This window comes from Fusicatenibacter sp. (assembly GCF_977045365.1).
In genome coordinates, this window is record NZ_CDRRUH010000029.1 from 21767 (window position 1) to 36622 (window position 14856).

Here is a 14856-nt window from a genome sequence, read left to right on the forward strand (position 1 = left end):
ATGCAGCAGGAGAATGAGATGTTAAGTGGAAAAACAGCAGTAGTAACGGGCGCATCCCGCGGAATCGGGCGTGCGATTGCAGAAAAACTGGCGGCGGAGGGAGCCTTTGTCGTCATCAATTACAATGGTTCGAAAGAGGCGGCCGAAACCGTGCTTGCGGGAATCCGCGCGGCAGGAGGAGACGGCTGTGTGATGCAGTGCAATGTATCGGATTTTGCGGCGTGTGAAGCGTGGATGAAGGAAATTCTTGCTTTGTATGGGAAAATCGATATTCTGGTCAACAACGCGGGCATCACAAAGGACGGCCTTCTGATGGGCATGTCGGAGGAAGCCTTCGACCGTGTCATTGAGACAAACCTCAAGGGAACGTTCAACTGCATCCGCTTTGCGGCACGGCCGATGATCCGCCAGAAGAGCGGCTGCATCATCAACATGGCTTCTGTGGTCGGCGTGGCAGGAAACGCCGGACAGGCAAATTATGCGGCATCGAAAGCGGGTGTGATCGGCCTGACGAAAACGGCGGCACGGGAACTGGCATCCCGTGGCATCCGCGTCAATGCGATTGCGCCGGGCTTTATTGAGACCGATATGACGGAGGTTCTTTCGGATAAAGTGAAAGAAGCATCCGTATCCCAGATTCCGCTCGGCCATTTCGGAAAGCCGGAGGATGTGGCAAACCTGGCTGCATTTCTGGCATCCGAAACGGCAGCTTACATCACCGGACAGGTGATTCACTGCGACGGCGGCATGGTGATGTAATCGTTACAAGAAAAGAATGGAGAGTTTGGAATGAAGAGAAGAGTAGTTATTACAGGACTTGGAGCGGTTACCCCGATTGGAAATACCGTGGAGGAATTCTGGAACGGCGTCCGAGAGGGAGCCTGCGGAATCGGAACGATTACGAAATTTGATACAGCAGAATATAAAGTACATCTGGCAGGCGAGGTCAAAGGCTTCGTGGCAAAAGAACGCATGGATTTCAAGGCAGCAAGACGAATGGGAACCTTCTCCCAGTATGCCGTTGCGGCAGCAAAAGAAGCGTTTGCAGATGCCGGCATTTCCATGGAGAATGAAGATCCGTTCCGCGTCGGCGTTCTGGTGGGCTCCGGCGTCGGTGATCTGAATGCATGTGAGCAGGCGAAAGCCAAAATTGATGCCGGAAATCCGTCCCGCGTCAACCCGTTTACCGTTCCGGTGATGATTGCGAACATGGCGGCGGGAAACGTTGCGATCGCGCTCGGCGCAAAGGGAAAATGCACCAGCGTGGTGACGGCATGTGCGACAGGTACCCACTGCATCGGTGATGCCTTCCGTGCGATTCAGTACAACGACGCGGACATCTGCGTGGCAGGCGGCGCGGAGAGCGCAATTACGCCGATCGGCGTGGCAGGCTTTTCGGCACTGACCGCACTTTCCGAGTCGGAAGATCCGCTGCGGGCTTCGATTCCGTTTGATAAGGACCGAAACGGTTTCGTCATGGGCGAAGGCGCCGGTATTCTCGTACTTGAGGAGCTGGAGCACGCGAAACAGCGCGGCGCGAAGATCTATGCAGAGGTAGTCGGATACGGCGCAACCTGCGATGCGTACCACATTACTTCTCCGCTCGAAGACGGAAGCGGCGCGGCGCGTGCGATGGAGCTTGCGATGGAAGAAGCCGGCGTAAAACCGGAAGAGGTTACGTATATCAATGCACACGGAACCTCAACACATCACAACGATCTGTTTGAAACACGTGCGATCCGGAAAGCGTTCGGCGATGCGGCAGACCATGTGCTGGTCAACTCGACAAAATCGATGGTCGGTCACCTCCTCGGTGCGGCAGGCGGCGTGGAAGCTGTTGTCTGTGCGAAATCCATTCAGGACGGCTTCGTGCATCAGACGATTGGAACCAGGGAAGCGGATGCGGAATGTGATCTGAATTACTGCATCGGCGCTCCGGTCAAGACGGATGTGAAACTGGCAATGAGCAATTCCCTTGGCTTTGGCGGCCACAATGCGGTGCTGCTGTTTCAGAAATATGAATAAAGCGGCACCGTGTTCCGGTGCAGAAAGGAAAATAAGATGGAATTAGATCAGATTTTACAGTTGATTGATAAAGTTTCGGATTCTTCGCTGACCGCGTTTGATTACGAGGCTGATGGGATCAAGATTGCCATGGAGCATGGAAAAGCAGCTCCGGTGCAGGTGCAGATGAGCGGCGTTCCATCCGGTGCCGGTCTGCAGATGGCAGAGATGATGGGCGGAGCAAATGGCGTGACAGCGAAAGAAGCAGCCATGCCGGAGAGAAAAGAAACGGCAGGAAAAAATACAGCGGCTGAGGAGCACAGCGAAGCAGAAGAAGGCGTTTTTGTGACATCACCGCTGGTCGGAACATTTTACACAGCCCCGGCTGAGGATGCTGATCCGTTTGTGAAGGTCGGCGACACCGTGAAAAAGGGACAGGTTGTAGCGATCGTGGAGGCCATGAAGCTGATGAATGAGATTGAGAGCGAAGTGGACGGCGTGATTGCGGAGGTTCTGGTGAAAAACGGCGAGATGGTTGATTACGGAAAACCGCTGTTCCGGGTGAAAGCGTAAAGCCGGGACGAGAAAGGAAGCAGCGAATGAACAGTTTGACAACGAAACAGATTCAGGAGATTATTCCACACAGGCATCCGTTTCTGCTGGTGGATTATATAGAAGATTTTGAGCCGGGAGAATTCGGCATTGGGTATAAATGTGTGACGTACCGCGAGGATTTTTTTGCGGGTCATTTTCCGCAGGAGCCGGTGATGCCGGGCGTGCTGATTATCGAGGCGCTGGCGCAGGTCGGTGCGGTTGCGATTCTTTCTCTTGACGAGAATAAGGGAAAAATTGCATTTTTTGGCGGCATCAACAAGTGCCGTTTTAAGGGAAAAGTGAAACCGGGAGACAAGCTTCGTCTGGAGACGAAAATTATCCGCCACAAGGGACCGATGGGCGTCGGGGAAGCGGTTGCTTCGGTCGACGGCAAGGTGGTCGCGCAGGCGGAACTGACCTTTATGGTGGGGGCAGCACAATGATTCGAAAAGTTTTGATTGCAAACCGTGGGGAGATCGCGGTCCGGATTATCCGGGCATGCCGTGAGATGGGAATTCTCACGGTTGCTGTTTATTCGGAGGCGGACCGGGAGGCACTGCATGCGCAGCTCGCGGATGAGGCGGTGTGCATCGGGCCGGCACCGTCGAAGGACAGTTATTTAAATATGGAACGTATTTTGAGTGCGGCGCTTGTGACGGGGGCGGATGCGATTCATCCGGGATTTGGATTTCTGTCGGAGAACAGCACGTTTGCGCGGAGATGCCAGGAGTGTCATATTACGTGGATTGGGCCGTCGCCGGAGGTGATGGATCGTCTGGGCAATAAGTCAGAGGCTCGGAATACGATGCAGGAGGCCGGGGTTCCGGTGATTCCGGGGACGAAGGAACCTGTTTTTGACTGGGAGACGGGTCTTTCTGAGGCCGACCGGATTGGTTTTCCGGTGATGATTAAGGCGGCGCTTGGAGGCGGCGGCAAGGGCATGCGCATGGCGGAGACGCGCGGGGAGTTCCAGAGTGCGTTTCAGACGGCGCAGAAGGAGGCTGAAAGTTCGTTTGCGGACGGGACGATGTATGTGGAGCGGCTGATTCGTCATCCGCGTCATGTGGAGTTTCAGATTATGGCGGACTCGTTCGGGAATGTGATTCATCTTGGCGAGCGGGACTGCTCGATTCAGAGGAATCATCAGAAGATGATTGAGGAGTCGCCTTGTGTGGCGATTGATGATACGCTGCGGGAGCGGATGGGCTCGGCGGCGGTCCGGGCGGCGAAGGCGGCGCATTATGTGAATGCGGGGACGATTGAGTTTCTGCTGGAGCCGGACGGGAATTTTTATTTTATGGAGATGAATACGCGGATTCAGGTGGAGCATCCAGTGACGGAGTGGGTCACGGGGGTGGATCTGATTCAGGAGCAGCTTCGGGTGGCTTCGGGGATGCCGCTGTCGGTGACGCAGGGGGAGGTCCGGCTTTCGGGGCATGCGATTGAGTGCAGGATTAATGCGGAGAATCCGGCGAAGAATTTCCGGCCTTGTCCGGGGGAGATTACGGAGATGCATCTGCCGGGCGGGTTTGGAGTACGGGTGGATACAGCGGCGTATGACGGGTATGTGATTCCGGCGTTTTATGATTCGATGCTGGCGAAACTGATTGTGCATGGGAGGACGCGTGAGGAGGCGATTGCGCGGATGAGGAGTGCGCTGGGGGAAGTCGTCATTGAGGGAGTCGACACTAACGTTGATTATTTGTATTCTATTTTAAATGAAGAGGAGTATCTGGCCGGGAGGGCGGATATTGAGTTTGTGGAGCGGTTGACGGAGAGCTTGTGAGAGACGGACGCCGCCCGGCAGTACAGCAGAGGGGGACGGCGCGGTTTCGGAGGAAAGAAAAACTAAGGCCTCCAGCATTTGCTAAAACCATTTTCAAAAATCCAAAACTCGCTGTCGCTCAGACAGTTGGATTTTTGAAAATAACGCAAATTCTGGAAGCCTAAGTGTTTCTAATTCCTCCTGCAAATGCGCCGTCCCCTTCTGCTGTACTGCCGGGCGGCTGAGATCAGACCCACGACTGGGAGAGTGTGGTCAGCGACACCGCGGGGCGGTGCGGCTGGGATGGAATGGACAAGAGAGTGGATGGAAGACGGGAGTCTTTGGTGCGAAATAAAGGATTGTAAGGAGTGATGGTGGTATGATGCTGGGTAAGTATTTTAAGAAGACGGTGTTTCGGAAGGAACGTGTGGCTGATGGGGTTGTGCCGGAGGCGCCGCAGGGGATTTTGAAGAAGTGTAATGCTTGTAAGGCGGCTATTTTTACGGAGGATGTGAAGAGGAATCTTTATATTTGTCCGAAGTGTGGGAATTATTTTCGGGTGCATGCGTATCGGAGGGTTGATTTTCTTCTGGATCAGGGGAGTTTTGAGGAATGGGATCAGGGGCTGACGGCAGGAAATCCGTTAGGATTTCCTGGGTATGAAGAGAAGGTGAGGGCTCTGCAGGAGAGAACAGGACTTACGGAGGCTGTTGTGACTGGTAAGGGACGGATCAACGGGATGGAGACGGTGATCGGGGTCTGTGATGGCAGGTTTATGATGGCCAGTATGGGGGAGGCTGTTGGGGAGAAGATTACGCGGGCGGTGGAGAGGGCGACCGAGCTTTCGCTGCCGGTGATTTTGTTTGCGTGCTCGGGAGGGGCGCGGATGCAGGAGGGGATTGTTTCTCTGATGCAGATGGCGAAGACGTCGGCGGCGCTGAAAAGACACAGTGATGCGGGGCTTCTGTATGTGAGTGTGCTGACGGATCCGACAACGGGCGGCGTGACGGCGAGCTGGGCGATGCTGGGGGACATTATTCTGGCGGAGCCGCATGCGCTGATCGGGTTTGCAGGGCCGAGGGTTATTGAGCAGACAATCGGACAGAAACTGCCGAAAGGGTTCCAGCGGGCGGAGTTTCTGGTGGAACATGGGTTTGTGGATCGGATTCTGCCGCGGGAAGAGGCGAAGGAGGTGCTGGCGGAGATTCTGCGGATGCATGGGAAAGATATCGAAGTTTCCTCAGAAGTGCTGACTTTGGGGGATGGAGACGCGAAGCGGTCTTTGGCAGCACCAGAAACGGGAGAGAAAACATCGGCTTGGGACTGTGTGCAGAAAGCGCGGAAAAAGGACCGACCAGTGGGAGAAGATTATATTCGGGAGCTGTTTCCTGATTTTATTGAGTTTCATGGTGATCGACTGTATGGCGATGATGCGGCGATCATCGGCGGTATTGCATCGTTTGACGGCACACCGGTCACGGTCATCGCCGAGGCGAAAGGCGCGGATACGAAAGAAAACATCCGCCGCAATTTCGGCATGCCGTCCCCGGAGGGCTACCGCAAAGCCCTGCGTCTGATGAAACAGGCCGAAAAATTCCACAGGCCTGTTATCTGTCTCGTAGACACCCCAGGCGCCTTCTGCGGAATGGAAGCCGAAGAACGCGGCCAGGGCGAGGCGATTGCACAGAATTTGTATGAAATGTCAGCGTTAAAAACGCCGGTTCTTTCTATTGTCATCTCAGAAGGCGGCAGCGGCGGTGCACTGGCACTCGCCGTGGCGGATGAAGTGTGGATGATGCAGAACGCCATCTACTCCATCCTGTCGCCGGAGGGATTTGCAAGCATCCTGTGGAAAGACGGCAAACGCGCGCCGGAGGCCGCTGAGGTGATGAAGCTGACGGCGGGGGATTTGAAAGAGCTTGGAATCGTAGAAGAGATTGTGGCGGAACCGGAAGAGTTTACGATGGAGACGTTACCTGCGGTTTGTGGAGATTTGAGAAGGAAGATTCAGAAATTTATGGGAAAATATGCGGAGCTGGATGCGGAAGAGTTGGTAGAGAAGAGGTATCGGAGATTTCGCAAGATGTAAAAAAAGAAAATAGTTACCGATCCATTTTACATAAAATATAATTGAGTTCAAAAATAATCATCTGTTTTTACAGCAGGTGATTATTTTTATATACAATTAGCAGTAGTTAGGTTAATATATTTTTAAGAACAAAGGGGGAATTTTACAATGGAATATATAGCACATCGAGAGGAAGATCGAGTACAGTTGTTGTTGCAGCATCTGCTGGGAACAGCAGAACGGGCAAGGGATTTTGCGGAAAAATTTGGCAAAGGGGAATGGGGCTATTGCTGTGGAATGCTGCATGATATTGGAAAGTACAGCGACAAATTTCAGAGAAAAATCAAGGAAGATAATAGTATCAGTGTAGACCACGCGACAGCGGGTGCTCGATTATGTCTGGAACAGCAGGGAATGTATCCACTATTAGAATATTGCATTGCAGGACACCATGCAGGTCTGCCTGATTATGGGAATGAACTGGATACGGGAAGTGCATCTACATTGGCAGGTCGAAGGAAAAAGCGGATCGAAGACTATCAGGCGTACAAAACAGAAGTACAAATTCCGGCATTAACAACGCTGCCATTCAATCCAACAGAAACAGAAAATCCAGATTTTTCTTTGAGCTTTTTTATGAGAATGCTGTATTCGTGTCTTGTAGATGCAGATTTTCTGGATACAGAAGATTTTATGAAAGCGGGGCAGACACAGCGCGAGGCGGGGGAGAAACTGACGACGCTTTTGCATAAGCTGGAGAAACATGTTGAAGATTGGTTGAAAAATAAGGAAACAGAGTCAGTTAATGGAAGAAGAACAGAAATCTTAAGAAACTGCATGGAACAAGGGAATAATCCGAAAGGACTGTTTCGCTTAACGGTTCCAACGGGAGGCGGAAAGACAACCGCATCGTTGGGATTTGCATTAAAACATGGTGTGTACAATCATATGGATCGAATTATCTATGTGATTCCATATACGAGCATCATTGAGCAGAATGCAGGAGTTTTTAGGGAAATTTTGGGAGATCAGAATGTTCTGGAAAATCATTATAATGTTGATTATGATAGTTCGGAAGAATTCAAACCGATGCAGCTTGCCGCGGAAAACTGGGATAAACCGGTTGTAGTTACTACGAATGTACAGTTTTTTGAATCTCTGTATGCTAATAAATCATCAAAATGCAGAAAACTCCACAATATGGCCAACAGTGTAATTATTTTTGATGAAGCACAGATGCTGCCGGTCGATTATCTGAAACCATGTATTGCTGTGATGGAAGAATTGATTGACCGTTACGGATCAAGCGTGGTACTCTGTACGGCTACACAGCCAGCATTGCAGTCTCTCTTTCAAAAGGAGAGAAATGCAATAGAACTATGTCCGAGGATGGAAGAACAATTCCGATTTTTTGAGCGAGTGCGCTATAAAAATCTTGGCTATCTAAGGGAAGAAGAACTTATAAGCAGATTGGAAGGCGGATTCCAGACATTATGTATTGTCAATACGAGGAAAAAAGCGCAGAAATTATATCAGAAACTAAAAGGCGAAGGCTGTTACCACTTATCAACGAGTATGTATCCGAAGCATAGAAAGCGAGTATTGGAGCAGATAAGGACAAGATTGGATAAAAAGAATCCGCAGAAATGTATTGTGATTGCTACCAGCCTCGTGGAAGCTGGAGTGGATCTGAATTTCCGGACAGTATACAGACAACTGGCGGGAATTGACTCGATGATTCAGGCGGCGGGAAGATGCAATAGAGAAGGGGAGTACGATGTTTCTGAAAGCAATGTGTTTATTTTTCAATTCGATGAAAAAGAAACCGTTTCGGGACAAAGACAGCAAATTGATGTGGCAAAAAGTCTGATTGCAGAGAAAGTCGAGATTTCAGATTTAGGAACAATAAAAGCGTATTTTGAAAGACTGTATTATTTACGGGGAGAAGATCTGGATAAAAAGAAAATCCTGCAGAATTGTGAAAAAGGAAAATATAATTTTAAAGAAACAGCACAGAATTTTAAATTAATTGAAGAAGACACGGCAGCGTTATTTATTGGAAATACGGAAGAGGCAAAGAAGATACTGCAAGAGATAAAATTTCAGGGATTTACCAGAAAAAACATGAGGCAGGCTGGCAAGTTTTGCATTAACGTTCGTAAAAATGAAATGGAAAAATTCTATGCGGCAGGAATTGTGCGAGGGGTTTCTGAGGATGTAAAAGATTTTTATGAATTAACTGATCCTGAACGCTATACAGAAGAGATGGGATTGGATTTGTCGGTTGAATTGGGGACAGCGTTATTTGTATGAAAAAGCGAGAGGGAATGGAAGAATTAAAAACTTCCATTCCCTCTCGTTTTTTCGTTAAAGAAAAATGTATTTTTTCAATCCGCAGGAGGAGATCCTGTCAGAATTATTATAATCAAAATACATAAAAATTTCAATACATTTTTATTTAAAATTTTAATTGAATTACAGAAAAAGATATAGTATGATGAAAACATAATAGTACAAGTGAAAAATAGAGAAAAGACATAAGTCTAACAATAAGGAAAAGAGGAAACGCCTATGGGAATTGGAGTAAAAGTTAAAGTCTGGGGGGATTATGCACTGTTTTCAAGGCCGGAGCTAAAAGTGGAAAGATATTCGTATGATGTGATGACGCCTTCCGCAGCAAGAGGGATTCTGGAGGCGATTTACTGGCACCCTGGTCTCAAATGGAAAATTGATCGAATCTATGTGAACAAGCCAATTCGTTTTACCAGTGTTCGAAGAAATGAGGTAAAAAGCAAGGCATTGGCAAGCAAAGTTCTGGAAGTATACAATGGCGCAGAAAAACCATTGTATATCAGCACAAAACAGGACATTGTACAGAGGGCTTCCGTGATATTGACAGATGTAGAGTACGTGATAGAAGCCCATTTTGGAATGACAGATAAAGCGAATGAAACAGATAATCCAGGCAAATTTAAAGATATTACAATTCGAAGACTCAAAAGAGGAGAATGCTATCACATGCCATATTTTGGCTGCCGGGAATTTCCAGCACATTTTGCTCTATATGAAGGAGAGGAGATCCACACTGCATATGAGAATGAGGAAGAAAAAGATCTGGGCCTGATGCTTTTTGACATGGACTATTCTGATCCAGAGAATATTGAGCCGATGTTTTTTCGAGCAGTTATGCGGAAGGGTGTCATTGATTTACGGAATTGTGAGGTGATACGATGATTCTTCAGGCATTGGTAAAGTATTACGAAGATTTGGAAAAGCAAGGAAAGATTTCAAAGAGAGGATGGTGTACAGGAAAAGTTTCTTATGGTCTTCAATTGTCATACGACGGAAAGGTTCAAGCTGTTCTGAGTTTAAAGAGGGAGCAGCAGACTGGAAAGAAAACGATATTGAGTCCGCAGCCATTGACTGTGCCGGAGATGGTGACTCGATCTTCCGGAGTTTCTGCTAATTTTCTATGCGATAATTCCAAATATATTCTGGGAATAGACGAAGATGGAACAAACAAGAGAATGTTGGAATGTTTCCAGTCAGCAAAAGAAAAACACTTACAGATCTTACAGAATGTGCAGGGAGAAGCGGCACACGCAATTTGTGCTTTTTTCGAAAATTGGGAACCAGAACAGGCCAAGGAAAATCCAGCCGTTGCCGAATCGTGGGAAGAGCTGACGGAAGGAAGTAATCTGATTTTCTTAGTGAATGGAAAATATGCACAGGATGATGAAATGATTCAGAAAGCGTGGGAAAAAACTCTGGATCAGAGACAGGGAGATGCAGTCGGCATTTGCCTTGTAACAGGAAAGCCAGATGGAATTTCCAGAATCCACAAAAATATTAAAGGCATTCCTGGAGCACAGTCGAGTGGAGCTTCCTTGGTCTCTTTTAATGCACCCGCGTTTGAATCTTATAACAAGGAACAAAGCTATAATGCCCCTGTTGGAAAATATGCAGAATTTGCCTATACGACAGCACTGAATTATCTTCTGTCACAAAAAAAGTATACGTTTTCTTTGGGGGATTCAATGGTTGTCTATTGGGCGGAAGAAGCAAAAACGGAATATCAGGATTTCTTTTCTACATTTCTGAATCCAACGAAAGACAATGAGGATGTGGTGCATGATGTATTGGAAAAGATAGAAAAAGGACAATATATTGATGTAAAAGACATAAAAATCAATACGGATCAAAGATTTTATATCTTATGTTTGGCCCCTAATGCGGCAAGATTGTCGGTGAGATTTTTTTATCAAAATTCGTTTGGAAATGTTTTAAGAAACTTTAAAAATCATTATCAGAGACTTGAGGTTCCAAAACCAAAATGGGCTGAAATGGAGTATCTTGGAGTCGATGATATGCTGAAAGAAACAGTCAATCAGAAATCAAAAGATAAAAAGCCTGTTGCAAACATGGCAGCAATGGTACTGGAAGCAGTTCTTGCAGACAGTAGATATCCGGCAAGCCTGTATACGGATACATTGATTCGAATACGGGCAGAACAGGGACGGGTAACCTGGGGACGAGCGGCAATTATAAAAGCATATCTTATAAAAAATTGTAAATGGGAGGATGGTGAAACTTATATGGAAACTGAAAAAAATGAGATTGCGTTTACGCTGGGACAATTATTTTCTGTACTGGAATCCATACAGATGGATGCAAATCCGGGAATTAAATCGACAATTCGAGACCGTTATTTCAACGCGGCATGTGCGACACCAGCCATTATTTTTCCAATTCTGATTAAACTGAAAAACAGTCATATCAGAAAACTGGAAAGAGATAGTTCAAAGATTTATTACGAAAAGCTTTTAACGAAATTGATTGGAGAACTGCCATATGTTCCGAAACAGTTATCGCTGGAAGAACAGGGGAAATTTATCCTGGGATATTATCATCAGACACAGAAAAAGTATGAAAAACGGGAGGAAAAGTAAATGAGTGATGTGATCAAAAACAGATATGAATTTGTTGTATTGTTTGACGTGGAAAATGGAAATCCGAACGGCGATCCAGATGCCGGAAATATGCCGCGCATTGACCCAGAAAGTGGCTTAGGTCTTGTTACAGATGTATGCCTGAAAAGGAAAATCAGAAATTATGTTGAGACAGTAAAAGAAGATGAGGATGGCTATAAAATTTATATTAAAGAAGATGTTCCGCTCAATCGAAGTGACCGGGAAGCATGTGCGTCGTTAGGTATCAAGGAAACAGAAGACAAAAAGGTGACAGAAGAATTGAAAAAGCTGAAAAAAAATGATCCGGATGCAGATATAAAATTAAGAAATTATATGTGCGATCACTTTTTCGATATCCGAACCTTTGGTGCAGTTATGACAACTTTCGTGAAAGCATCACTGAATTGTGGACAGGTAAGAGGTCCGGTGCAGATCGGATTTGCACGCAGCGTTGATCCAATTATCAGTCAGGAGGTTACAATTACTCGAGTAGCCATCACAACAGAAAAAGATGCAGAAAACAAGAGCACAGAAATGGGACGTAAGAGTATTGTACCGTATGCCTTATATCGTGCAGAAGGTTTTGTGTCAGCAAATCTTGCACGTAAAGTAACAGGATTTACAGAAGAAGATCTTGAGCTGCTGTGGGAAGCAATTATTAACATGTTTGAGCATGATCATTCAGCAGCAAGAGGCAAAATGGCGGTTCGTGAACTGATTGTATTCAAGCATAGTAAAGAACTTGGTGACTGCCCTGCATATAAGTTATTTGACGCGGTAGAAGTAAAAAGAAAGGAAGATGTAGAATATCCAAGAAAATATCAGGACTATACAGTTACTTTGCGCAAAGAAGACATTCCTGAGTCAATTCAGGTGAAAAGGATGGTCTGATGGAATATGCAGAAGATGAGTATCTGATGATATCCGGAATTCAGCATTTCAAATTCTGCCGAAGACAATGGGCATTGATTCATGTGGAGCAGCAGTGGGCTGAAAACGTACATACCGTCACGGGTGAACTAATGCATAAAAAGGCACACGATCCTTATTTGACAGAAAAACGGAAAGATACGATTATTGTTCGTGCGCTGCCGGTTTCTTCGAGAGAACTTGGGATCAGCGGGGAGTGTGATGTAGTTGAATTCCAGAAGTGTGAAGATGGAATTCAACTGCATGGACATAGAGGATTGTATTCTGTGTTTCCTGTGGAATACAAGAAAGGCAAACCTAAGCTTACGGAAGAAGACAAGCTTCAGGTAGTGGCACAGGCGTTATGTCTGGAGGAAATGTTTTCGACCAGAGTGGAGCAGGGGGCAATTTTCTATGGCGAAACAAGAAGACGGGAGCAGATAGAAATTACAAAAGAATTGCGGGAAGAAGTAATTCATATGTTGGCAGAAATGCATCAATATTATGCACGAAAGTATACGCCAAAAGTGAAACCGAGCAAAGCATGTAATGCATGTTCGCTAAAGGATATCTGCCTTCCGAAACTGAATAAGACGGCTTCCGTGAAAACCTATATCGAACAGAGACTGGAGGAAGAGGAATGAAAAAGTTATTAAATACGTTATATGTTACTTCTGAGAACAGTTATCTGGGACTTGACGGGGAAAATATTGTTATCTATGAGGAGAATAAAGAACTCGGAAGATTGCCGCTGCATAATTTGGAGAGTATTGTATCCTTGGGTTATCGTGGAGTAAGTCCGGCGTTAATGGGAGCCTGCGCGGATCGAAATATAGCATTGTGTTTTCTGACGCCACAGGGAAAGTTCCTGGCCAGAGTAACGGGAAAAACAAAAGGAAATATTGTTCTGCGGGAACAGCAATACAATAGTTGTATGGATCCGGAAATCAGTCTTGAAATTGCAAAAAATTGTATTCTTGGAAAAGTGTACAATGCAAGATGGGTGCTGGAACGAGCGGTGCGAGATCACGGAATGCAGATAGATGCAGATCGGGTCAAAGCGGCATCTGTGAATTTGAAAAATTCTTTGAAGCTGATACAAAACTGCGAGTCAAAAGAGCAGTTAAGAGGATTTGAGGGTGAAGCAGCAAGTGTTTATTTTGGCGTGTTTGACGAATTGATTTTGCAGCAGAAGAAAGATTTCAAGTTTGAAGGGCGGAACAAAAGACCGCCTATGGATAACATGAATGCAATGCTGTCATTTGTGTATACGCTTCTGACGAATAATATTGCAGCGGCGTTGGAAGGGGTCGGTCTGGATCCTTACATGGGCTATCTGCATACCGAAAGACCGGGCAGAGCTTCGCTGGCACTGGATATGATTGAAGAACTTAGAGCTGTTATGGCGGATCGCTTTGTGCTGTCACTTGTTAATAAGAAAATCGTCAATGGAAAGAATTTTACCAGAAAAGAAAATGGCGCAGTTTTGATGGACGATGAACTTCGAAAGAAACTGCTGGCAGAGTGGCAGAATAAGAAAAAAGAAACAATTATGCATCCCTATCTAAACGAAAAAGTGGAATGGGGAATGGTTCCTCATGTGCAGGCGATGCTGCTCGCAAGATATCTGCGAGGGGATCTGGACAGCTATCCTGTATTTTTGTGGAAGTGAGGTGGGAGGATGCTGGTATTGATCACATATGATGTCAATACGGAAACTGATGCGGGGAAAAAACGTTTACGTAAAGTCGCCAAACAATGTACCAACTACGGAAGACGGGTGCAAAATTCTGTATTCGAATGTATATTGGATAATGCACAGTGTATTGTATTAAAATCTATTTTAGCAGACATTATCGATGAAGAAAAAGACAGTCTTCGGTTTTATTATCTGGGAAACAATTATAAAACTAAAGTTGAACATATCGGTGTAGAACGTGGTACAGCTGTAGATCAGGTGTTGATTTTTTAGGTGCGAATCGGTAGTACACAGAAAAAGCCCGGGAGATTCGCACCTGAAAAAGTGCACAAAAGGTGCTGGAATTGAGAAGATGGGGAAGAAAAGAATGGAAAGGGAAGGAGGAGAAAGATGAAGCGTTGTGAGAAATGGTTAAAAACATAGGGTGAATTTTAGATAAAATTGCTGTCGCTCCCCTCGTGGGAGCGTGGATTGAAATTCGAAGATTGTCACTATTACGAAGAAAGAGGATGCGTCGCTCCCCTCGTGGGAGCGTGGATTGAAATCGTCGTGAATGTGGTTTTACTGCTTTCTTATCCGTCGCTCCCCTCGTGGGAGCGTGGATTGAAATAACCGATCAAAGTAAGCCTGTACCTCTGCTGGAAGTATAGAGTCGCTCCCCTCGTGGGAGCGTGGATTGAAATCGAGCGTTATCAACATGAGTTATTATCTCGAAGGTCGCTCCCCTCGTGGGAGCGTGGATTGAAATAGCATTGAGTGAGCCGGGGAAGATCGGAATGTAAATCGTCGCTCCCCTCGTGGGAGCGTGGATTGAAATGTCAAGTCAACAAAAAATCACAAGAGCCGT

13 protein-coding genes and 1 CRISPR repeat array are annotated in these 14856 nt (G+C 46.6%); all 13 genes read left to right on the forward strand.

The features are described 5' to 3' along the window. Positions 1 to 18 precede the first annotated feature (18 nt). The 13 genes from fabG to cas2 all read left to right on the forward strand — a co-directional run bounded on the left by fabG (position 19) and on the right by cas2 (position 14282). Positions 19 to 759, forward strand: a complete 741-nt coding sequence (fabG, locus tag ACY2VW_RS07975) for a 3-oxoacyl-[acyl-carrier-protein] reductase (RefSeq protein WP_461877695.1) — start codon at positions 19 to 21, stop codon at positions 757 to 759. Between the two features lie 30 nt (positions 760 to 789). Continuing rightward, positions 790 to 2025, forward strand: coding sequence for a beta-ketoacyl-ACP synthase II (fabF, locus tag ACY2VW_RS07980; protein ID WP_461877696.1), 1236 nt, complete (start codon positions 790 to 792; stop codon positions 2023 to 2025). Between the two features lie 36 nt (positions 2026 to 2061). Then, the gene (accB, locus tag ACY2VW_RS07985; RefSeq protein ID WP_461877697.1) at positions 2062 to 2577 is read left to right on the forward strand and encodes an acetyl-CoA carboxylase biotin carboxyl carrier protein; all 516 of its coding nucleotides are present in this window, start codon (positions 2062 to 2064) and stop codon (positions 2575 to 2577) included. A 26-nt stretch (positions 2578 to 2603) separates the two neighbouring features. Next, entirely contained in the window at positions 2604 to 3041 is a 438-nt protein-coding gene (fabZ, locus tag ACY2VW_RS07990) for a 3-hydroxyacyl-ACP dehydratase FabZ (protein WP_022462591.1), read from the forward strand. Then, a complete protein-coding gene (locus ACY2VW_RS07995) occupies positions 3038 to 4384 on the forward strand; it encodes an acetyl-CoA carboxylase biotin carboxylase subunit (protein WP_461877698.1) in 1347 nt (448 codons plus the stop codon). Before fabZ ends, ACY2VW_RS07995 begins: the two co-directional genes overlap by 4 nt. A gap of 358 nt (positions 4385 to 4742) precedes the next feature. Next, complete coding sequence (locus ACY2VW_RS08000) at positions 4743 to 6452, forward strand: acetyl-CoA carboxylase carboxyltransferase subunit alpha (protein ID WP_461877699.1); 1710 nt, start codon at positions 4743 to 4745, stop codon at positions 6450 to 6452. Positions 6453 to 6599: 147 nt separating this feature from the next. Then, positions 6600 to 8744, forward strand: a complete 2145-nt coding sequence (cas3, locus tag ACY2VW_RS08005; protein ID WP_461877700.1) for a CRISPR-associated helicase Cas3' — start codon at positions 6600 to 6602, stop codon at positions 8742 to 8744. A gap of 258 nt (positions 8745 to 9002) precedes the next feature. After that, positions 9003 to 9665 (forward strand): type I-C CRISPR-associated protein Cas5c, encoded by a 663-nt coding sequence (gene cas5c, locus ACY2VW_RS08010; RefSeq protein WP_461877701.1) that lies wholly within the window; start codon positions 9003 to 9005, stop codon positions 9663 to 9665. After that, positions 9662 to 11380 carry a type I-C CRISPR-associated protein Cas8c/Csd1 gene (gene cas8c, locus ACY2VW_RS08015; protein WP_461877702.1) on the forward strand — a complete coding sequence of 573 codons (1719 nt, stop codon included), beginning with the start codon at positions 9662 to 9664 and terminating at the stop codon, positions 11378 to 11380. The genes cas5c and cas8c overlap by 4 nt, the downstream gene beginning before the upstream one ends. Then, positions 11381 to 12292: a type I-C CRISPR-associated protein Cas7/Csd2 gene (gene cas7c, locus ACY2VW_RS08020; protein WP_461877703.1), complete on the forward strand. Its 912-nt coding sequence runs from the start codon at positions 11381 to 11383 to the stop codon at positions 12290 to 12292. It begins immediately after the preceding gene. Continuing rightward, positions 12292 to 12954 (forward strand): CRISPR-associated protein Cas4, encoded by a 663-nt coding sequence (gene cas4, locus ACY2VW_RS08025; RefSeq protein ID WP_461877704.1) that lies wholly within the window; start codon positions 12292 to 12294, stop codon positions 12952 to 12954. Before cas7c ends, cas4 begins: the two co-directional genes overlap by 1 nt. Beyond that, entirely contained in the window at positions 12951 to 13982 is a 1032-nt protein-coding gene (gene cas1c, locus ACY2VW_RS08030) for a type I-C CRISPR-associated endonuclease Cas1c (RefSeq protein ID WP_461877705.1), read from the forward strand. Before cas4 ends, cas1c begins: the two co-directional genes overlap by 4 nt. 9 nt (positions 13983 to 13991) lie before the next feature. Beyond that, a complete protein-coding gene (cas2, locus tag ACY2VW_RS08035; RefSeq protein WP_461877706.1) occupies positions 13992 to 14282 on the forward strand; it encodes a CRISPR-associated endonuclease Cas2 in 291 nt (96 codons plus the stop codon). Positions 14283 to 14455: 173 nt separating this feature from the next. Then, a CRISPR array of direct repeats spans positions 14456 to 14826; the repeat unit is 32 nt; unit sequence GTCGCTCCCCTCGTGGGAGCGTGGATTGAAAT. The last annotated feature ends 30 nt before the right edge of the window (positions 14827 to 14856 follow it).